This is a genomic window from Synergistaceae bacterium, from assembly GCA_017540085.1.
GTDB lineage: Bacteria > Synergistota > Synergistia > Synergistales > Aminobacteriaceae > JAFUXM01.
Genome location: JAFYBQ010000030.1, coordinates 108,249 through 129,664 on the forward strand (window position 1 = coordinate 108,249; position 21,416 = coordinate 129,664).

General features: G+C 51.0%; 22 protein-coding genes. 9 read left to right on the plus strand and 13 right to left on the minus strand.

Going from position 1 to position 21,416, the window contains the following annotated elements; all coding sequences use genetic code 11:
• Positions 1-2 precede the first annotated feature (2 nt).
• The 13 genes from IKQ95_07085 to IKQ95_07145 form a co-directional block, all read right to left on the minus strand.
• On the minus strand, positions 3-578 hold the full coding sequence (locus tag IKQ95_07085; protein MBR4196455.1) for a hypothetical protein: 576 nt from the start codon (positions 576-578) through the stop codon (positions 3-5).
• Between the two features lie 2 nt (positions 579-580).
• Positions 581-1,069, minus strand: a complete 489-nt coding sequence (locus IKQ95_07090; GenBank protein ID MBR4196456.1) for a hypothetical protein — start codon at positions 1,067-1,069, stop codon at positions 581-583.
• 8 nt (positions 1,070-1,077) lie between these two features.
• Positions 1,078-2,289: a hypothetical protein gene (locus tag IKQ95_07095; protein ID MBR4196457.1), complete on the minus strand. Its 1,212-nt coding sequence runs from the start codon at positions 2,287-2,289 to the stop codon at positions 1,078-1,080.
• 2 nt (positions 2,290-2,291) lie between these two features.
• Positions 2,292-3,239, minus strand: a complete 948-nt coding sequence (locus tag IKQ95_07100) for a general secretion pathway protein GspK (protein MBR4196458.1) — start codon at positions 3,237-3,239, stop codon at positions 2,292-2,294.
• The gene (locus IKQ95_07105; protein ID MBR4196459.1) at positions 3,190-3,792 is read right to left on the minus strand and encodes a type II secretion system protein; all 603 of its coding nucleotides are present in this window, start codon (positions 3,790-3,792) and stop codon (positions 3,190-3,192) included. The genes IKQ95_07100 and IKQ95_07105 overlap by 50 nt, the downstream gene beginning before the upstream one ends.
• Positions 3,782-5,842, minus strand: a complete 2,061-nt coding sequence (locus tag IKQ95_07110; GenBank protein ID MBR4196460.1) for an O-antigen ligase family protein — start codon at positions 5,840-5,842, stop codon at positions 3,782-3,784. The genes IKQ95_07105 and IKQ95_07110 overlap by 11 nt, the downstream gene beginning before the upstream one ends.
• Positions 5,843-5,857: 15 nt before the next feature.
• Positions 5,858-7,327 (minus strand): fused MFS/spermidine synthase, encoded by a 1,470-nt coding sequence (locus IKQ95_07115; protein ID MBR4196461.1) that lies wholly within the window; start codon positions 7,325-7,327, stop codon positions 5,858-5,860.
• A 75-nt stretch (positions 7,328-7,402) separates the two neighbouring features.
• A complete protein-coding gene (locus IKQ95_07120) occupies positions 7,403-8,854 on the minus strand; it encodes a TrkH family potassium uptake protein (GenBank protein ID MBR4196462.1) in 1,452 nt (483 codons plus the stop codon).
• On the minus strand, positions 8,844-10,238 hold the full coding sequence (trkA, locus tag IKQ95_07125; protein ID MBR4196463.1) for a Trk system potassium transporter TrkA: 1,395 nt from the start codon (positions 10,236-10,238) through the stop codon (positions 8,844-8,846). Before trkA ends, IKQ95_07120 begins: the two co-directional genes overlap by 11 nt.
• Positions 10,239-10,244: 6 nt before the next feature.
• Positions 10,245-10,961: a hypothetical protein gene (locus IKQ95_07130; GenBank protein MBR4196464.1), complete on the minus strand. Its 717-nt coding sequence runs from the start codon at positions 10,959-10,961 to the stop codon at positions 10,245-10,247.
• Complete coding sequence (gene hisD / locus IKQ95_07135) at positions 10,962-12,215, minus strand: histidinol dehydrogenase (GenBank protein ID MBR4196465.1); 1,254 nt, start codon at positions 12,213-12,215, stop codon at positions 10,962-10,964. It lies immediately after the preceding gene.
• Positions 12,212-12,823, minus strand: a complete 612-nt coding sequence (locus IKQ95_07140) for an ATP phosphoribosyltransferase (protein MBR4196466.1) — start codon at positions 12,821-12,823, stop codon at positions 12,212-12,214. The genes hisD and IKQ95_07140 overlap by 4 nt, the downstream gene beginning before the upstream one ends.
• Positions 12,820-13,581, minus strand: a complete 762-nt coding sequence (locus IKQ95_07145) for an ATP phosphoribosyltransferase regulatory subunit (GenBank protein ID MBR4196467.1) — start codon at positions 13,579-13,581, stop codon at positions 12,820-12,822. Before IKQ95_07145 ends, IKQ95_07140 begins: the two co-directional genes overlap by 4 nt.
• Before the next feature lie 95 nt (positions 13,582-13,676).
• Between IKQ95_07145 and IKQ95_07150 the strand changes: the two genes are divergently transcribed.
• The 9 genes from IKQ95_07150 to lpxA are packed head-to-tail and all read left to right on the plus strand — an operon-like array spanning position 13,677 to position 21,395.
• The gene (locus tag IKQ95_07150) at positions 13,677-14,330 is read left to right on the plus strand and encodes a histidine phosphatase family protein (GenBank protein MBR4196468.1); all 654 of its coding nucleotides are present in this window, start codon (positions 13,677-13,679) and stop codon (positions 14,328-14,330) included.
• The gene (locus IKQ95_07155; protein ID MBR4196469.1) at positions 14,327-14,872 is read left to right on the plus strand and encodes a sigma-70 family RNA polymerase sigma factor; all 546 of its coding nucleotides are present in this window, start codon (positions 14,327-14,329) and stop codon (positions 14,870-14,872) included. Before IKQ95_07150 ends, IKQ95_07155 begins: the two co-directional genes overlap by 4 nt.
• On the plus strand, positions 14,859-15,407 hold the full coding sequence (locus tag IKQ95_07160) for a hypothetical protein (protein ID MBR4196470.1): 549 nt from the start codon (positions 14,859-14,861) through the stop codon (positions 15,405-15,407). Before IKQ95_07155 ends, IKQ95_07160 begins: the two co-directional genes overlap by 14 nt.
• An 11-nt stretch (positions 15,408-15,418) precedes the next feature.
• Entirely contained in the window at positions 15,419-17,146 is a 1,728-nt protein-coding gene (locus tag IKQ95_07165; protein MBR4196471.1) for a BamA/TamA family outer membrane protein, read from the plus strand.
• Complete coding sequence (locus IKQ95_07170; protein ID MBR4196472.1) at positions 17,130-18,362, plus strand: hypothetical protein; 1,233 nt, start codon at positions 17,130-17,132, stop codon at positions 18,360-18,362. The genes IKQ95_07165 and IKQ95_07170 overlap by 17 nt, the downstream gene beginning before the upstream one ends.
• A gap of 20 nt (positions 18,363-18,382) precedes the next feature.
• Positions 18,383-19,357: a UDP-3-O-(3-hydroxymyristoyl)glucosamine N-acyltransferase gene (gene lpxD, locus IKQ95_07175; protein ID MBR4196473.1), complete on the plus strand. Its 975-nt coding sequence runs from the start codon at positions 18,383-18,385 to the stop codon at positions 19,355-19,357.
• Positions 19,338-20,159, plus strand: a complete 822-nt coding sequence (locus IKQ95_07180; protein ID MBR4196474.1) for a UDP-3-O-acyl-N-acetylglucosamine deacetylase — start codon at positions 19,338-19,340, stop codon at positions 20,157-20,159. Before lpxD ends, IKQ95_07180 begins: the two co-directional genes overlap by 20 nt.
• Positions 20,155-20,610 (plus strand): 3-hydroxyacyl-ACP dehydratase FabZ, encoded by a 456-nt coding sequence (gene fabZ, locus IKQ95_07185; protein ID MBR4196475.1) that lies wholly within the window; start codon positions 20,155-20,157, stop codon positions 20,608-20,610. Before IKQ95_07180 ends, fabZ begins: the two co-directional genes overlap by 5 nt.
• Positions 20,607-21,395: an acyl-ACP--UDP-N-acetylglucosamine O-acyltransferase gene (gene lpxA, locus IKQ95_07190; GenBank protein ID MBR4196476.1), complete on the plus strand. Its 789-nt coding sequence runs from the start codon at positions 20,607-20,609 to the stop codon at positions 21,393-21,395. The genes fabZ and lpxA overlap by 4 nt, the downstream gene beginning before the upstream one ends.
• The last annotated feature ends 21 nt before the right edge of the window (positions 21,396-21,416 follow it).

The following is a 21,416-nucleotide window of genomic DNA, read 5'->3' on the forward strand; positions in this document are numbered from 1 at the left end:
TCTCAATTCCTCCTCAGATACCATTTATCGCCCTCCTGCACAAGCGGGAGAAAGTTGCGGAGAAGACTCATGTTCCTCGACATCTCTTCAGGGACATCAAAGCGGGCATTAGCGCGGGTTATTCTCATGTTTGAAGGGCTGACCGCTATATAGCCGTCAAGTGATATTTCGCCGTCTGTGTGCAGGTTCTCCAGCGTTATTTCACGTCCAGCAGTCAGAAGAAAACCCCCTGAGCCGAAATTCATTGCAGAGCCTAAACGCGCCCCCGCCCCCTTGAAGGTTATATCACATACAGGGGCTATACTCAGGAGGCTTGACGCTATATCGGGCTTTATTGTTACTGAGCCGGCAGAGATATTCACCATCCCGGACAGAGCTAGGTTTGAGACTGTGAAGCCGCCGTTTTCACCTGAGACATCAGAATATGACAGCCTCATTCCCATGCGCTGAAGACGGTCTGCCGCCATTGACAGCGCGAAAGTCCCGGCCTCCCGCCACGGAAGAAATATGTACAATGATATTATGAATGCCGCTGTGAATATTATTGCTTTTATTGATGTTGTTATTATGCGTTTCATGATTATTTTGACGGTCCTATTATTGCTGACACTGTGAGCAGTCTTTCTTTTCCGCTCGGCATTGCTCTTATCTCGGCGGCTATGAATTTCACGCCTCTTGAGGACAACTGTTTCTGAAGCTCGGCTAACTCTTCTGCGTAGAGCCTATTTATCTCTACTGACTGATTGCGGCCGTCAGGGGTTATCCTGTTTACGCGGCTTCCGAGAGACATAGCCTCTGACACTGCTGCAAACACTGCCGCCACATCGATATTACCGCCGGACATATCAGCCCGCGGGGACAGCGATTTGTACTCATCTGCGAGAGTCAACAGAGTCCCGAATCTATCCTGAGCCGATTTAAGCCGGGACTGTGCGCCTGAGTTAAGCACCCATACCTGCCACACTGACAGCCATATCACCGCCGCCGCAAAAAACAGCACCGCAAATTTCACGCTCCCGGCAGCCTCCCCGCGCATTACACTGCGTACATCAGCAAAAATTCTGTCCATAATATAATTCACCACCTTATACGCAAATCAAAACGATAACCAATCCCGGAAACAAATTGAGTGTTGTCGACCTGAACCATGTTAGCACGTTCCTCCCATGCCCGGCGGAAATTCAGTGCCGCTGTCATGTCTGAGGCTGTCCCGGTGCAGTCTATGCCGTCAGCATTGTAGCGCATAATATCGACTGTAATCCCCTCTGATGATGAGTACACCGCGCCCATGTCCGATAATACTTCCTCAAGACTGTGCCCGCTGTCCTCAGTGCCTCGGAGTGAGGCTATCCTGTCCCGCGCCAAAGTTACGGGGTTAGATATGCGCCCCTGCCGCGAAGGGTCGAATGTCTCGCGGTAAAACGTCTCGGCTCTGACCCGCTCACGGTCAATCACGGATTCGGAATGATACCATCTCAGGAGCTGCCCGCAAAGCATTATCACGCCGGAAACTGACAGCCACAACAATATACGGCTGAAGCGCGACAATGTACGCTCAAGATCCCGCGCTCCCTCAAGAACAGAACGCGAAAGATTTACACCTGCTATCCACGGGCATATTCTCACGCTCTCGGTGATAATGTCTGCTATATCGTAACCGCCTGCCGCGGCATTGATGACAAAATTCCCGCCTCGGTTAAAATTTTGGGCGGCGCAGTATGAGTCGTAAAATGACATCTCCCGCAGCTCGGAATCGTCATCTGAACGTTTTTTCCATCGGTACATCACCGGGATAAAATTCTGCCACAGAATCGAGCATATATTCTCCTCGTCAGCCCACATTGTAACGCCAAAGCCGCCGAAATCTGAAAGCCCCGACACAAGCGGCAAGGGTGAAGGCCATGTGTTTCCTGACGGGGGGAAGTCAAGCTCCGACGGGGACACGTACCACGCAATGCCATCGGAGGAACGCCCTTTTTGCGACAATGTTACCGGGAATATTTCGACTCCTCCGCCGGCTGTGTAGGGCTGTGCCTGAAGCCTGAGAGCGTCCGATATTTTTCCGGCGTTCTGGAACGGAAAAGAAAACTCTTCTACGGCCAATGATTTCATAGGAGCTAGGGTTACGGAATTTTTTGCACCGTTTCCGGCCATGATACGGACAGTCGGCCCGGGTGCTTGGCCGGGGGATGTGTCATCAGGATTCGGGGCCGATGACGGATATATAACGCGCCGTATTTCCGCTGAGGAATAATCACGCACCCTGCTCCCTAATGAAAATATATTCATGTCTAAGACTCCTCCCATTTCACTATCTGCTTTGCTGTGCGGTCATATATAACGCTGAAGGACATTGCCCCGCCGTTTTCACTGCCGCCTGCGCTCTCAAGCCTTATGGAAAAATAGCGGCTCTTGAACCCTGCTATGTTCATTATCTGGTTTGATGTCCTTGCACTTGCTCCGGGGATTTTGCGTATATCACTGAGGCTGGTTATTGCATTCTCCGTGCGATGTTCGGCTATGCTCTGTGCGACTCCGCCTGCGTCAAGTCCGGGTATAAGCTCCATCACATGAACGGGGGCTACATTGAGGTTTATTTTGCCGTCGCTGTACACGGTGCAATAGTCAGCAAGACCCATTTCACCGCCTGAGCCGTAAAGTATCTCCGGCGTTATGTCAGGGCTTAATATTAACATTTCGGAGAGGTCATAGGGGGGGCGGTTGAGGTAATATTTCTCCTCGCGGCTTCCTACGCGGGGGCGTGTGTTCTTGTCGAGGAAATCAAGCGTAATCATCTCAAGATCGCGGTGATGGAGCTTGTCCCACATCTGCCGCCAAGGCTCTGATAATTCGCGGCGCATTGTGTTTCCGTCAGGCAGGAATATATTACGCAGGGGGATTTTGTCATCGAGCGGCGTTACCTGTACAACCCATATACCCATTCCGGGGAGAGCGAACACAAAGGGCTGATACCATCTGTGCGCGGGGCTGTCGCTGTTGGCCTGTGAGCTTAACTCGGCTGTCAGTGATATTATTGACGACACTATTACATGAGCCATGCTCCGGGCTGAGAGCTTCATTAGCTGGCCGCCTGACGAACGAGCCTGCCTGCGTACAAAAAGCGTGAAGGCTGTCGCGCATGATATGAGCAGAACGCCAAGCATAAGAACGCTCACAAGAATGAAGCCTTTACGGGAATGTGATATATGTCCGGGCATTACTGCTTTCACCTCTGCCAATCTCTATGAATACGCCTGCGGGAAGAGAGCCGGAATATTCTTTCCTGTTGTCATCCTCGCGCTCATTTGTCGGTATCTCAACGCGGAACTCATTTACACCGGGAAGCACTAACTGAGCTTCTTCGGGGTTCAGCTTTTCCGGGTCAATCTCTGATGGCTCGGCATTGGGAATTATCCATCTGTAAAGTCCCGGGATAATATCGCCGTGAAGAATGCCGCCCTCCGCAACCTTGTAGACTGCCGCACCGGAGGTCATATTCTGCATGGCCGGGGCAGTTGTCATTACCATCAAAATATCGTCAGCGTTGCCGCCGGGAGCCTCATGATCTTTCACCGTCAGCGCGGAAGGACTCAGCCTCATTGCGGAAAACATATCACGCGCCATGAAGTCAATCGCAAGAGACATTGCAGCAGTATCAGTGTATTCCCGCCTCGCGTCAATAACACGTCTCACCGTAACAGCAACAGGCGCAAGAGCCAGAGCTGAGAGAATGCCCGCAATCATAACGGCGACAAGTATCTCAATCAGTGTAAAGCCGCGCTTACTTGTCATCACTGCCGGGACCGTTCAGCAAAAGAAGGGCGCGCACTGTCCTTCCGGATGCATCTCGCTGAGGAATACGCTTGAGATGATATTCACCCGGACGGAAATATGACGCTATTTCACGCAGGGCCGGCTCTATCTGGTAACGCTGTGCAAAATTCAGCAGGCGCGATATGTCTTCCGAGTGAGGCTCTCTCTGGAACTGAGACCACAATATATTGAAGCCGCGCAGTAGCATTTCAGGGTTATTTCTCTGTTCGCCTGCCTGCATATAGTGCCAGCCTATGTTACGCATTGTGTCTTCCCTCACTATAGGGTGCTTTTCCGCCTCGTTAAGGTAATGCAGCTGAAGATGCTCATTGTTTGTGGAAAGTGCCTGCCTCAATACGTAGTTTCCGTAAATGCCGCTTGATATGTATATACAGCCTGCTATTGACGAGACTATGCAGAATGCTCCGGTTAATTTTCTTGCTGACGGAGATTTGAGAATGCTGAATGATAATCTCTCAGGGAAAAATTCACGGTTCGACAGCGCAAAAGCTAGGGCAAGCCATACCATATTTTCAATGCGGTGAAAAGGACGGGTGAAAACGGCGCAGAATGTTATCAAAGTTACAAGCGATACAGCCCATACCCAATTTGTATCAGGCTCAGAATTTCCGCCCGCAGTTATGGAATGTCTGCCGCGTATCAGCCCTCTTAGTGCCGGGATTAGCCACACAACCCACATCAGCAGAAGCAACATTCCTCCGATTACGCCGCCTTCGCAGAAAAATTGCAGGAACTCATTATGCGCCCAGTGAGTATATTGCCACCTGTACCACAACGGAGCATTAAAACGCCTGAAGCCCTCGCGCTGTCCTTCAAGATAATGCCATTTGTACTGGCCTATTCCGACTCCTTCGGGGTGTTCGAGGAACATTGCGTAGCTTGTCGCCCAAATTCCGCGCCTGTTTCCGATGTTCTCGGCGTTGCGGATTATGTCGGCGGTCTTGTCGACTATCTGCTCTGACCGGGGGGAATAAAGCGAGGCCCAGAAAACGCACAATATTACCATCAGCACAGCAGTGAAACGGATTGCGTATGAGCGGGCGAACTTCCACAGAGTAACAGAAAGCATTACCAGCAGACCTAGTGTCAGTGCTATTGTGGCTGAACGGCTCGTGGAGTTCATAAGCCCCCAGAAATTTACGGCGGTCATAATCAGTACTGAGACCGAGAATATATTGCGCCTTCCTGTTACCAATGCCGCCGCTAGGAGAAGTGCCGCTGCTATTCCGAGAAGGACGCTTGAGAGGGTTACGGCATACTTCAGGATGATTACGGAAAGGGAGACGAAAACGGCAGGGAGTATCGCTTTCCGGCCATGCTCTGAAGGATCATGCCTCCATGCGTCATAGGCGTACAGGTAAACGCCCCCTAAGACTGCCACCGCAACCCAAAGACCGAACATATTTTGCTGGGCTGTATTGCCGATGTAGTTTCCCGGCGTAGGAAGAATTATATTGCTGAAACGCCGAAAATCCGCGAACATTGTCCCGTCAAGAAAGGAAAAATTATTCAGGCCGCGTATTTGAAGCTCGGCAAAAAGCACATTCACAGAGGCATTTATACTCCCTATAAGAAGGACAGGGCGAAGACCCCATTCAGGGAATGATGACGCGCTCAGGACATAGAACACCCACACAGTAGCAAAGCACACCATCTCAAGACACCATGCTGTAGGCGACATTATATTTACCCACAGGGGCATCAGCAAGCAGTAAACCAGAATCGCAAGCCATATCAACGCGAAAAGGTCAAGCCTTACGCGCACTCTTTCAGAGCCGTAGCGCATTACTCTCCAGCCTGCGATTAACAGAGCAATGGCTGCGGGGACTCCGGCGGCTGTCCATTTCAGAATGTGCAGTGTGTCAGCGAAAAGAATACCCGAATATATCAGGTTAGGCGCACCGAGAGACACTAGCCACAGAGGAAGCAAAATATATTCAGGCACAAGCGGCAGGGGCTTGTATTTCTCCGGCACTTTTTTCGCGGGGGGAAAATTGTCTTTCTTCATTATTGTGAGGTCTCCTTACTGGATTAAAGCATATCTCTCAACGGGGGCAAAGCTGTCTGTGAACGCGGGAACAACGCTGTCCGGCGTGAAAGGCTGAAGCCACTGGTGCGACAGAAGAGAGGAATATTTGCCGTTCGGCTCTGACGTTGAAGGTACGAAATCCCCGGCCACAAGCATTATGTTCTGCAAGGCTCCGGCGTATTTCGGCTCCGGGGCATTGGCGGGGAATATCATCATTGTTCCGAACGACTGCGAGAACGCTTTGTATATTCCGTGAAACACCCCTGATTTAGGGCCGTATACTGACGATATTATATTGACGACAAGAACGCCCCCCGGCTTCAGGAGGGAATGCAGTCTTTCTCCTGCTTCTACTGTGGCGAGCTGAAACGGTATCACCGTCGCCGAGTTGAACGTGTCCATGAATATAACATCGTATGATTCTATTCCGCTGTACTGTGAGCGGTTCAGGAATGTGCGTGCGTCCTCATGGTAAATTCTCATGCGCGGATGGTCTTCGAGGGCAAAATATTTCCGGGCTGTCTCGGTTACTCCGGGGTCAAGCTCCACAACATCAATCGATGCTCCAGGGCGTTCTGATATTATGTGCTTGGGAACGCAGTACCCCCCTCCGCCGAGCATTAATACTCTTGTTGCTGACGGATTGTAGTGAAACGCGAGGTCATAAAATTTCGTGTAATCGCTCACTAATTCATTCGGGCTGTCGACATACATCAAAGACTGCGCCGCGTCAGGATCAGTTATCATTATGCGGACGCGCCTGCCGTTTCTGCGGTCTATGCTCTCGGCTATGGTTATGTGATTATACTGCGTGTCTATATGCTCGCCTACGGGCGAATATGGAAGGCCGAGCTTCAGCGCGCACACTGTGCTGCCGGAAACAGCGAAAAACACTATCCCCGCTATGATTTTGCGCCATGCCCCCGTGTAGACAAGAACAGAAAGAAGAGCCGCTATACTTGCCACTATCATTAGTATCACGCCGGAAGGGAAAAGCGATATAAGCACGAACCCGCCTAGGAATGTACCCAGTATGCTCCCGGCACTGTTCAGGGCTGACAGCCGACCCACAACAGCCCCCGAACCGCTCACGCTCTGAAGTGCGAGTCGGGCGCAGAAGGGCTGAACCATCCCGAAAAGAAGGCTTGAAGGCGCGAATATCGACACGGCTGAATATACGCTTGAGACGTACAAATTAACCCGCATGTCCTGTATCCCGGTGAGTATGTAGTTGCTGGCGAATGCTGTTGACGCTGTTATGACCGCCGCCGCCATCAGTATGCGCCCAAGAATTTTGGCCTCCGGGCGTTTGTCCGCCAAAGCTCCGCCCAGCCAGCTGCCCAGACAAAGCGAGGTCATTATTATTCCTATTAAGGCTGTCCACACGATTAACGATGTGCCGAAAAACGGTGCCACGAGTCTTGAGCCGGCCAGCTCCAATATCATTGTGGCACATCCGCTCATGAATGATACGGCCTGAAGGCGGGCTTGTATTTTCGTTCGGTTTATTGTAATCAGCTCCCTTTTTTGATGTCTATTTTACTTCTTGTAAGTATCAGGCATAAACAGCAGAAATACCGCGAATAATTCAAGTCGCCCCGCAAGCATACAGAATGACATTAGCCACTTCACGCCCTCAGGAAGCCAGGCGAAATTCTCCACAGCACCGAGACGCGACAATCCCGGGCCTACATTGCTTAGGCAGGTTAGTATCCCGGTGAACGCTGTCAGAAGGTCTATTCCGTATGCCGCTGTGATTAATGTCCCGGCGAAAAGTGTCGCCATGTACAGCGCAAAGAATGCCACAGATGAGCCTATTGTCGCCAATGGAATCGGACGGCCGTCCATGCGCGGAGTGATTACCGCCCTAGGATGGAGCAGCTTGCGGGCTTCCGCTTTCATTACACGTGCTATTATGATGAATCTTGAGACTTTGCACCCGCCCCCGGTTGAACCTCCCGACGCGCCTATGAACATTAGTATTATTATTATGCACTTTGCTGCCTCCGGCCATTTGTCGTAGTCATCAACAATAAATCCCGTTGTTGTCATCACGCTCACGACATGAAACGCCGCACTCCTCAAAATATTCTCAAACCCGGAAAGACTGCCGGACAAATAAAGGCATAAGGCTATGGCAAATGCTGAAAGAACAGCCGCTGACACGTAGCCCCTAAGCTCCTCATCAGAAAATATTTCATGAAATTTTTTCTGCGGCAGAAGAAAGTACAGCGAGAAGTTTATCCCGGAGAGAAACATGAATATTATTATCACCCATTGAATATAAGGGCTTGTGAAATATGCTATGGAGTTGTCCTTTGTCGAAAATCCCCCTGTAGCAATAGTACTGCATGAATGACAGAATGCGTCAAACAATGACATTCCCCCGGCCATGAGCAATATTGTTTCCGAGACTGTCAGGAATATATACGCGCTCCATAAATATATTGCTGTCTGATGAAGTCTAGGTGTTAATTTCCCGGCAGTTACTCCGGGGACTTCAGCCTTGTACATTTCCATTCCCGAAACGCCGAGAAACGGAAACACCGCTAGGCTTAGGACTATAATACCCATTCCGCCCATCCAGTGAGTGAGAGACCGCCACAGCAATATACCGCGGGGCAGGGATTCTATTTCCGAGAAGATTGTCGCGCCCGTTGTCGTGAAGCCGCTCATCGTCTCAAAGAATGCATCAGCAAATGAAGGAACACAGCCCGATATATAGAACGGCAAAGCACCTATCACAGAAGCCGCCGCCCATGAATAGCCCGTAACGCAAAGGCCCTCGCGTATTCCCATGTCCCCGGGATTCGGGTCGTGTGTCATGAAAATTATCACTGTGCTAAAAGTTATGCCAACGAAAAACGACAGGGCAAAGTCGTCAGCGTCATGCGTACCGTCATAAATAGCCGTCAATAGGGGAAGTACCATCATACATGACACCGTGAGGCACACATACGCCAGTGAACGCAGTACGGGCTTAACCTTCATGGCTGTAACTTGCTCCGAACAAAACCGCCGCGGCGGGCATAATCTCAGTGAGCGCGAACAAAATAACATGGTCGCCGGGTAACAGCTCGGTAGCTCCTGTAGGCAGGAGAACGTCATTACCCCGCCCGATTAACGCGACTACAGCACCCTTTCGGAGTTTTATCTGTGCAAGCGTCCGGCCGCAAAGGGGGACTTCAGGAGACAATACCGCTTCAAGCATTTCAGCTCCGATTTTCTCTATCATGCTGTAGGCTGAGGCATGATCTTTGTACCTTACGTACCTAAGTATTACATTGGCGAGTGAAATATTTGGGTCAACTATCGCGTCTACGGGTATTATTTCGCTGAGTGCCTGATAATCTCTGCGCCGTGCAACCGCTATTGATTTCTTAGCTCCCATCTTCCGCGCCATAGCTGAGTATATTATGTTAATCTCGTCAGAGTCGGTAGCGCATATATATGCCTCCGCGCCGTCTATGCCTTCCTCGGCGAGAGTCCTGCTGTCCGCTCCGTCAGTGTTCAGCACTAAATATTCACCGAACTGTTCGGAAAGCCTTTCGCATCGCTGCCTGTCGCTGTCGATAATACGCAGGCTCATTCCGCTGAAATCACGCTTTATCATCAGTGCTATCTGAGTACCCAGTTTTCCGCCGCCGACTATGAATATTTTTCCCTCATCACGCTTTGCGGTGCTTCCGGGCTGGAAAAGCTCCTGCATACGCGCAAGACTCTTCTTGTACGTTACAGCCCAGCAGACATCGCCGGAATGAAGCACTGTTGCGCCGTTGGGAACGCCTGATGTCCCGCCGTCATGCTCAACATAAACCAAAACGGCCATGAGGTCAGGGAACTTAGTCCGCAAATCCTTCAGCATTACGCCGTCAAGCGGGGAGTTCTGCGCTATTCTTAGGGTGTACAGCGCGGCGCGTCCTCCGAGAAGCTCCGCCGTATGCGTGGCACCCCGGACTTCTATCAACCCCGTTATTTCACGCGCTATTGATCGTTCAGGGGAAATCATCGCGTCTATTCCCAGCTTCCGCCCCCAGTCCAATGTGTCAGTAAACTCTAGGCTTCTTGCTCTGGCTATCACCTGCGGGACTCCCGCTGAATGTGCTATCCAGCAGGAAAGCATATTTACTTCATCACGGTTTGTGCAGGCTATGAGCATGTCGACAGAGCCGCCCGGCACAATTCCGGCCTGAGCCAAAACCTGCGGGCGCGCACCGTTCCCGCGAATTATTACAGCGTCTAACTCCTCTCCTGCCGCTTCTGCTGAGGCAGGATTGTTTTCCACAAGCCATATGTTGAACCCATCAGAAGATAATCTCCTTGCCACGCTCCGGCCGACTTCACCGGCTCCAACGATTACGATATTCCCGGGCACTGACTCTCATCTCCATTCACATAAAAATCTTGCTGACGGTTTTTTTGTTGACGGGGAAGACTGCCGCTTAACCTCGTACAATAAAATATTTCTCTCCTCGTCTGACTGTGCCTCAAGCGTTATTGTCTCGCCGAGTCTGGCACCTGAACGGAAAGAGGCGCATACTGTCTTCAGCGGACGGGCTAACATTTCTGCGGGCGACATGTCATATATCCACTCGAAATATGCCGCGTTGTTTGCGTGGCCGTTATAATCTGCGTCATGATACCTTACGGGGAAAATTTCGGTATGCGTTATTGCCGAAAGGGGCGGAATTTCCATAAAGTCCGGGGATATTTCCTGATTGTCGCGGGATGTTATGCCGGGGATATGCGCCAAGGGTTTCACGGGGCGGCCGCTTCTAACGTCAGCAAGAAGCCAGCTTGTTTTAGCCGCAGCAAAATCAGTCTCAAACATTCTCAGCGTGTTATAGCCGTGATTAGGGTCATGATATGTCCGCAGGGTAAACGTATCATCAAGCATGGGCATATTACCCGTGAAATTTATCTCGTACCTTGCCACTACCCACGCATAGCCCCTCGAATATAATTCCGTCGCTGTACCTTCAATATCTTCAACAGCCATCCCGGCCGTGTCCTGAAAGTAATCAAGAAGGCTGCGCAGCTTTATGCGCCCGTCAGCAGACACATCAGACGGCATCACCTTTATGTCGCGGGCGTACATTTATTCCCTCCGTATTGAGATGCTCTCAGCGTGGCCGGACAAACCCTCAGAAGCCGCAAAGCTCTCTATGCTCCGGGAAACACGCGATAATTCAGCCTCAGAATAATATACATACTGCTGTCTTGTTACGAAATCGCTGACGGAAAGAGGGCTTGAGAAACGCGCCGTACCCATCGTAGGAAGTATATGATTCACTCCCGCCCAATAATCGCCAAGTGCCTCCGGGGAATTGCGCCCTATGAATATGCTTCCGGCTCTGCGAATGTATGTCATGTACTCGAACGGATTATCCACGCAAAGTTCAAGATGTTCGGGAGCGTAATCATTAGCGATGTCCGCCGCGTCATATATATTTTTCACGAGGATTATTGCTCCATTGCTGTCGATTGATTTGCGCGCTGTGTCATAGCGGGGTAGTTTCGGGAGACGGTTTTCTATCTCACAGCTTACTGCCTGAGCCATTCTGCGCGAGGGTGTTAGGAGAACCGCTGAGGCGTTCGGGTCGTGTTCGGCCTGTGCTAACATGTCGGCGGCTATATGCGCGGGGTAATTATTCTTGTCGGCTATTATCATTATTTCGCTTGGGCCGGCTGTCATGTCTATTCCTACGTCGCCGGATACCTGCCGTTTTGCCTCTGCAACGTATATATTTCCCGGCCCGGTGATTTTGTCTGCGCTTGGTACTGTCTCCGTTCCGTAGGCCATAGCCGCTATTGCCTGCGCTCCTCCTATGCGGAAAACGCGGGACACTCCGGCGATTTTTGCCGCGGCTAATATTTCGGCTGACGGGTTCGGCGTTGACATTATTATTTCCTCTACTCCTGCTACACGGGCGGGGATTGCGTTCATCAATACGCTTGAAGGGTAAGCCGCAGTTCCTCCAGGAACATATATTCCTGCCCGCTTAATGGGAATGGCTCTTTGCCCTAGTATTATTCCGGGGCGGGGCGAATACATGAACTCTCCGGATTTCTGACGCTCATGGAAATTCTTGATGTTTTCCGCCGCGTCTGACAGTATGCGGATGTATTCACTGCTTACGGACTCCGCTAAACGTGATATTTCCGCAGGGTCAACCTCGATTTCCTCAAGCCGCACTCCGTCAAACTCAAGTGCGTAATCCCTTAATGCCGCGTCTCCGTGTTCCTTTACGCGGGCTATTATTGCGCTTACTTTTTCTGATACATCAGGCAAAGGGCTTTTCACTATCTTTGAACGTCCGCTATATTCTCCTGAAGTCATTATTCTTATCACAGAGAAAACCTCCTCAGCATTTCGTTTATCCTCTCTCCTTTGAATTTGTATGAGGACTTATTCACAGTCATGCGCGCACTTATTCGGGCTATTGTGGCTATCACTTCTAGACTGTTCTCGCGCAGTGTCGTGCCAGTCTCTACTATGTCAACAATAACATCTGACAGTCCCAGCAGGGGCGCAAGCTCAACAGACCCCCTCAGCGTTATAATGTCTATCTCTCGGCTCATTGAGGCGTAATATTCACGGGCGGCATTCGGAAATTCTGTCGCAACACGAAGCGTTTTCACTCCGTCATCAGAGAAGCCCGACATGGCCGCAACACACAATGAGCATATCCCCGTTTCTAGGTCAGCAATTTCATACACATCGGGTTTAAGCTCCATGAGAATATCTTTGCCGCACACGCCTATGTCAGCCGCGCCCCGCTCAACATACACGGGAACGTCAAACGGCTTCACCCAGAAAACACGCATATCCTCAGCCTCATTCACAAAAACAAGCCGCCTTGTGTCGTCAAGCAGGCCGGGAAAATCATATCCCGCTTCTGACAGCAAGACGGCTATTTTCCTGCCTAAGCGCCCCTTGGGAAGTGCTATGCTTATCATATCCGCTCCACCCCTGCCACAGCGTCAATATAAACCGCAAACCCCGCGCCCCTCACGCCGTCAACGCAGTACTGCCCGCCGGAAAGAACCGCTTCGGGGATGCCTTCAATATAGCCCTTGAACACTATCCCGTCATAGTAGCCCAGACTCGTAACCGCTGAATAGTCCGTATGTATCTCTTCTTGGTACTCAGTCAATCCGCAGGGGTATTCTCCGCTCATTGAGGCAAGGTCTATTATCTCTGAGGGTGCATTGATTTCATGCAGGCCGTGTATGTTCTTAGCGGAGAGACAGCGCAGTATTTCCGGCTTCAGCTCATCGGGCGAAAGGGCCGACACTTTCCCGGCATCGGCGACATCAATCGCACACTTCCTGCCTTCCGAGACTGCGTGAAGACTCATCACCGCAAGCCGAAGAATCTCGCCTGATTCGCAGGGGGGGATACATTCTATTCCGCACTGGGAAATTTCGCGGTACGATCCTCCTTTAGGGCGGTAGACTTTCTCATCATAATAATATTTTCCCGGCTCTCTGCTGCGGATTATCGACAGCGTAACATCAGGACGCAGTGCCATTAGTCGCCCGTCTGTATCTGTGAACGTCAGAATAGACCCTGCTGTGAGAAATCCTTTCTTCCCGGCGTAAAAGTCATACTCTTCAAAGCGGCTCATGCGGTAAAATTTGAAGCCGTAGGAAGCGTAAAGCTCTCTAAGTTTCAGGGCGCATTTCTCCTGAGCTGTGAGTATAGAATCATTCATAGGGATAAAAATCTCCGTTTTTGCTGTAATAATAGCACATGCTATAATTGCCTGCGATAAATCCGCAGAATAAAAGTCAGAAAGGTGAGCTGAATATGAGCCTGTCAGACCGCCGTATAATCTTAGTGAGGCATGGCCAAACCCTATGGAACAAGCAGTACCGTTTTCAGGGCCGCACAAATATACAGCTTACGGAAGCAGGAAAAAAACAGGCCGGAGATTTGGCGGTGCGTTTATCTTCATGGCCGCCGGATGTAATTTTCACAAGCCCTCTCGACCGGGCTGTCTTTACCGCAGGGACTATAGCATCTCAGTTCAACATGTCGCCCGTAATTATCCCGGAGCTTGAAGAGATTAATTTCGGCTCGTGGGAGGGCAAGTCTTTCGATTATCTCAGGGCTGAACATTATGAGCAATATTCCCGGTGGCTTGAGGATCCGTTCTTCAACCCTCCGCAGGATGCTGAGACATGGCCACAGATTGAAGCACGTCTCACTGTTGCCGCCAATATTCTTATGACATGCCCGCAGAAACGTATCATAGCCGTAACACACGGGGGCGTTATTCGGGCTATGTGGTCTGTCATCTTGGGCAGAGACCCTCATGAGGCTTGGTTCTCTGACATTCCGAACTGCTCTATGACCGGTATAGCTGTCCGTGAGGGGCGTATATATCTGTCGTTCGCAAATGACAATCTCCACGCCGCGCCGGGCGGAACTGCCATGCCTGTATGGAGGGATGAGATATGAGCATTGACCGTGATTATGAGCGGGGGCTTTGGCTCAGGCTTGCTGACGGTGATGTTTCCGCACGCGAGGAGCTTATCGTGTCATATCGGCCTCTTGTGTTCTGGATTGCCCGCAAAATTTATGTCTCCGATGACAATCTCAGGCAGGATATTATTCAGGAGGGGATGTTAGCGTTAATTAAGGCTGTGGACAGCTTTGACCCTCAGAAACAATGCCGCTTCACAACATACGCCTATCACAAAATACACGGTGCTGTGATAAACCTGTTGGAGCGTTCCGAGAAGAGAGCGCCTATTCCTGTGCCGGATGAATATCTCTGCGCTGATTATGAGCAGCAGGGCGGCGATGATTGGATTGACGCAGAGCAGGCCGTCTCACGACTTCAGGGACGCGAGGCCGATATAGTGCGCGGACTTTTCTTTGACGGCAAACGCCCGAAGGACATTGCCCGCGAAAAGTCTCTCGATGTCAGCCATATTTACAGACTCCGGCGTAGTGCGCTGGCTAAATTAAGGGGGTGGCTCGGCATTGAGGGTGCTTAATGTTTCCGCAAGAATTGACGCTGTAATTCACTGGCTTGAACGAATGAAGACATCATACACTTCAGGCCATGCGGAGTGTGCTTATCTTGACGCTGAATGTGCCAGGGCAGATTTGGAGGTTCTGCGCCGCGAGGCTTTCTGCTCCATACGCCCCCGAAAGACTCACATTGCCGCAAATATTATCCGCTCCGTATTCCTCTGCGCTGTGTTTGTGCTGTCCATTGCCAGCCCGGTATCTATGCCGCAGCCATCAGCACCCGTCCCCGCGTCGGAAGTCCATAGCCAGAGTCAACCGACCCCCGCGCCTGTTGTCCGTGCGGATTCTCCTGCTACAGTCCCGCAAAAATCGCGCAAGACTTCACGCCGGACTATAGCCAAGAAACAGAGCCAAAAGAATGCTAGAATACAGCCCGCTGAAAAAGTATCTTCCACAGCAACTACTCAGAAATCGCCTGCGCATGACAAAATTTTTTCTCTTGTTCGTACAGGGCGCAGGGCTTTGGACAATGATAAATCTGTCATTTTCATTAAGTGAAAGGAGTTATTATGAGAAAATTTTTCTTGCCGATTATCCTTGCGCTTCTGTTGTCGACACCGCTTTATTCCGCTGAACTCGCCCGTCAGGTTACAAGCGTCAATATCTCAGGCAACAGCCACATTGCCTCGGAATATATCCTTAACGTTATCGACACAAAGCCGGGTACGCCTTTAAGCAGGGATATTATCTTGTCTGATATTGAGGCCGTCTACAATCAGGGCTTTTTTTCTTTCGTTGACGCTGATTTTACTGACGAAGGCGGCGGAGTCAGCGTAACATTCACCGTACAGGAGAACCCTGTTATACGCAGCATTACATTTTCAGGCAACACATTGTTTACGTCAAAGCAGCTTATGGACGAAGTTTTTTCGCATGAAGGTACGGTCTTCAACAGGCAATTTTTCCGCAATGACCTAGACCGCATACAGGAAAAATATCACAAAGCAGGCTATGTTATGGTTCGTGTGTCTGATGTTCAGATTGAGGGGGGAAATATATACGTCAGCATTCTTGAGCCGCGTGTCAAAGATGTGCTGATACAGGGCAACACAAAGACAAAGACATATGTTATCCGGCGTGAAATAAAGCTCAAAGAAGGGGATATATTCAACGTAACGCGCTTCCGCCATGAGCTTGGGAAATTGCAGGGGCTGGGATATTTTGAGGATGTCAATGTTGCGTTCGATGTCCCGGAGGATGATGACAGCATTGTTGATTTGATTTTGACGGTAAAGGAGAAGCGCACGGCCTCCGTAGGTTTGAATCTGGGCTACGGTACGGAGAGCGGTTTGTCGGGGGGACTGACATACAGCAACACAAATTTATTCGGAAGGGGAATAACGTTTGAGGCTGGCTTCAACGCGGGCGATGAGTCTACATACTGGACTACGCTGTCAAGCACGTACATGGACGCAAACACATGGGGATGGCGTATCGGTGCGCGCTACAGGACATATGACGGCAGATATTATTACCGTCAGAATCGCAGGCAGTTTGACTATGACGAAAAAGTATTCACCCTATTCGCCGGAGCCGGAAAGAAATTCAGCAATGAGGATTGGAGCTGGTTCGTAACCCTGCGGCGCGAGGACGCAGAGTACAGCAACATACAGCGGGCGATACCCGGATATGTGGACGATCTTACGCCGTGGGACGGAGTGAATCAGACTGTAGAATTTCAGCTTATGTGGGACAAGCGCGACGAATATTCGCCCTACCCTAAAGGATTTGTGTGGGATACGAATTTGGAGCAGGCGGTAAAAGTTCTCGGCGGCGAGTATGATTACTTCAAGTACTGGACGCAGGCAAGATTATATGTCCCTCTGAACAAACTTATTGAGGGATTTGCTGATGTCGGGGGAATGTGGAGCGATGAGAACCCGTTTCTTTTTGCCGCACGGCTCCGCATAGGCTCATCGACTGCTGACGAGCTTCCCGCGTTCGCCCGTTACAGTCTCGGCGGAATGAACTCTCTCAGGGGATATAATTCACGGTCATTTGAGGGCAGCAATTTTTATCTGGGAAATTTTGAGCTGCGAGTCCCGGTAGCAAGTGCTGTATCAATCGTGGGATTTTACGACATAGGAAACGCGGACATCACTATGGACTGGAGCAACTATCACGATGATTACGGCATAGGTCTGCGTGTTAAAACGCCGTTCGGGAATCTGCGTGTGGATTATGCCAAAGGTGAGGACGAGAACAGGACATATTTCGGATTTGGCGAGATGTTTTAGCGCGTTTTGCCTGTGCCTGATGATAATATTCCTGCCCGCAGAAAAATCCCATGCTGTTACAGTCTCAGGGCTTCCATCATGGCTTTCCCCTGCGGCTTTGCGCGCCCTCAGTGCTGTATGGAGTGAGATACCCGATGACGGCAGTACAGACCGTGAGGCAACATTAGAGCTTGTAGCGGCGGGACTATTTTCCGGCTATGTCGTGAAAGTCAAGCCCGGCAGGACAGGCCCGGCGGTGATTTTTACCTGCGCCCAGACTCCAACGCGGCCTGAAACGCGCATAACATTACCGCTTTTGCGCGGCCTTCCGCTGTCATGGTTCAGTCAAGACATAACCGGGCTTTCGGAGGAAGTTTCCGCCCTTGCCGGAGAAGTCCCCCCTGCGGCTTTGTCGTGGGCTGACGGGGCTTTGCGTGAATGTGTAGAATCTGAGGTAAAGCACCGCCTGCCCGGATGGGATTTCACCCAGCAGATATATATATCAGACACAACAGCGGCAATAAATCTTTCATTCCGTCCGTCAGGTGATATGATACTCGCCCTGAAGCCTGTAATACTCTCGCGCACAATCCCTGTAATGTTCCGCTCAGACATGGAGGCCAAAATTCTCGCGTCTCTTTCCCCGCTAATCGGCCTGCCAGTGAAGTGGGCACTCCGGCACAAGAAGGACATAGAATCCGTAGCATGTTCATATCTTGAGGAAAGAAACACGGTCGGGAATATGCGCGCTTCCGTCTCGGTGAGCTTCACGCCCGGAAAAATATCAGAGATAGAAGCCAGAGCAGACAGCCAAACTTTTATGTTCAGCCTATGGATAGCGGCATATGCCGGGATTGAGGGCCGTTACCCTGAAGCAGGAGCGTTTTTCGGCTTTCGGCCTGTATGGAGAATAGGAGATGTTAATCTTGCCCCTGAAATTTACGCCGAGGCGGTATTCTCGCTTGATGATTTCGGCCTAGCATACCGCGCCGGACTCAGGCTTGAGACTCTCGAAAACCTCTGGGCGGGAACAGAATACGACCTGCCCCGCGGCGCATTGTTCCTGCGGGTTGAATATATCCCGCTGAAACTCAGAAGGCCATATGCCCGGTGGCGGTGGGAAATAGGCCGCCCATATCATGAGCTTGGATTAGGATACAGATTTGATGAGCATATATCAGCAGAGATAATATATTATGACAGCAGAATAGGTCTGCGCGGAATATGGAATTTGTAGACAGGAGGAATAAAGAAAAAGTGAAACTTTCAGACATGGCCGTGAAGCTCGGCCTAGAGTTAATCGGAAACGGAGAACGAGAAATCATAGGAATAGCCAGCCCCGAATACCCTGCCCCCGGTCGGGTGTGCGTGATTTGGGACAAGTCAGCCATCAAAAAGCTACCCTCTGAAACAGCGATAATCGGCAAGGCAGAATATTTTGCCCCCGGCAGGGACGGCCTAATATCGCCCACCCCCCGCGAATCTCTGCCCATGGTAGCCGCATTGTTCCCGGCTCATTCCGGCCTGCGCCCTCAGCGCGGAGTCTCCCCGCTGGCTTTCGTCTCCCCTGACGCTGTAGTGTCCCCGGAGGCTTCTGTTTCCCCGTTCGCTTTCATCGGCCCAGGCTGCTATGTCGGCGATATGTCAGTCATTTGCCCTAACGCTACACTAGTGCATGATGTCCGTATCGGGAAAGGCTGTATCATTCATTCAGGTGCTGTGCTTGGTGCTGACGGCTTCGGCTTTGAGCGTACACCGTCAGGAGTTGTGAAAATTCCGCAGACGGGCGGAGTGATGATCGGCGACGATGTGGAGATAGGAGCATGTGCTACGGTGGACTGCGGGACTCTGGACGATACTGTGATAGGCTCCGGGACTAAGATAGACAATCAAGTTCAGATCGGGCATAACGCGAAAATAGGCCGGAACTGCATAATCTGCTCAATGTCAGGCATAGCAGGAAGCAGCGTTATTGAGGACAACGTAACAATTTCGGTTCAGGCCGGAGTAACTGACCATGTGAGGATAGGCGCGAATACGATAATAGGCGGGCGGGCAGGCGTAACTCATGACATCCCCCCGGACAGCATAATTTCCGGCTTTCCGGCTCGCAACCACAATGATGCAAAGCGGGCGTTAGTGCTTGCTACAGATTTGCCGCTGATAGTGAAAAGGCTGCGTATTCTTGAACGTGAGGTGGAGGAACTGAGGCGTGAGACGGCTTCTCGGTAAAATAACGCTGAGGGGTACGGGGCTTCACACCGGGCTTGAAACCGAGCTTTCAATAGAGCCATGCGACAGCCCGCACATCATGATGAGCCTGCGCGGTGAGGAAATGCCCCTGCATATGCTCAAATGCGAGGGAGTTAGGCGTTCCTCAGATTATGTATTTCCTTCCGGGCAGGTTCTGCGTACCTGCGAGCATGTGCTTTCGGCTCTTTGCGGAACAGGGATATATTCCGGGGTTCGTGTTTCTGCTAACGGCGGTGAAATGCCCGCGCTTGACGGGTGCGCCAAGACTCTGTGCGCTGAAATCCTGTCCCACAGCGTTATTGACGGAAAAGATATTCCCCGCGTGAAAATTTCCTCGCCCGTGATAGTCAGCAATGATGACATGACTCGTTTTGTGTGTGCGTTTCCCGCCGATGAGTTTCACATAACGTACGCGGCGGAATATGACACAGTAGGGACTCAGATATATGACTTTCGCGGCTCTGATGATTACGCGGCGGACATAGCCCCCGCCCGAACATTTGCGTATGAGCGTGAAATAGAGTATCTCCGCTCTCATGGCATGGCGTTAGGCGGTTCGCTTGACAACGCTGTGCTTATCGGAGAAGACAGAATAATAGCATCAGGAGGGCTGAGATGGCCGGATGAGTTCGTCAGGCACAAGATACTTGACCTGATAGGAGACTTGGCCTCTGTAGGCTTTCCGCTGAACGCACATATAATAGCGGTCAGGGCAGGCCATGAGCTTCACCTGAAACTTGCCGACAAACTGAAGGGAGAAATGAATATTGGCAGAGATTGATATATTCGGAATAATGGAAATGCTGAAGCACCGCTACCCATTTTTGATGGTTGACCGCATTACGGACTATGACGAAATGCACGTAACAGGCTACAAGAACGTAACATACAACGAGCCGTATTTCACGGGGCATTTTCCCGGAGACCCGGTAATGCCCGGAGTGCTGATTGTCGAAAGCATGGGACAGGTAACAAGCGTGTTGCTCGGCATAAAGCTGGGACTTGAGCAGGGCAACAAAATAGCGTTTCTCACAGGAATGGACAACGTGCGATTCCGCCATCCCGTTCGCCCGGGCGACAAGCTCATCACAGAGGCAGAGCTGACTAATGTCCGCAGCAGGTCAGCAAAAGCAAAGGCCAAAGCATATGTGGACGGCAGATTAGTGGCCGAGGCGGAATTTTTGACGATAATCGGCGACACTCTGGAGCGGCATGCGGAGGTAGGCGAGTGAGCATAAATATTCATCCTACAGCGGTAATATCGCCCAAAGCAGAAATTTCAGACGGAGTGAAGATAGGCCCTTTCTGTTTTGTTGACGGAGATGCCTCAATCGGACAAGGCACAGAGCTAACAGCGTTCGTAAGCATTCACAGCCATGTAACAATCGGCCGGGACTGTCTCATATGCGAGCATTCCGCAATAGGCGGAGACCCTCAGGATCACGCCTACAAGGGCGAAATCTCATACGTGAAAATCGGCGACCGCAATATAATCCGCGAGAACGTAACAATCTCACGCGCCACAGGAGAGGGAAACGCTACAGTTGTCGGCTCTGACTGCTTCATTATGGAGGGCGTTCATTTCGCGCACAATGTGAAAGTCGGCGACGCTGTAACAGTTGCGAACAAGGTAGGATTATCGGGTTTCGTTGAAGTTGGGAGCCATACAGTTTTCGGCGGCATGGCCGGGGTTCATCAGTTCGTGAGGATAGGCGACTATTGCATGATAGGCGGACTATACCGCGTCTCAAAGGATGTCCCGCATTACACGCTTGCTTCCGGCGAGCCGCTGAGACTGTCGGGGCTGAACAAAATCGGGCTTCAGCGCGGAGGGTTTTCCCCTGAAGTAATCCGTGAGATTTACAGGTTCTACCGTAATTTGTACCGTCCTGAAGTGAGTTTTACTGAGGCCATGAATGAAATACTGCCGCATAAGTCCGAGTACATTCCCGAAATTGTGAGAATAATAGACTTTTACGCCGGAACAAAACGCGGTGTAACATTCTGGTGCAAATAGGGTATAATTTTCCCATTCCCA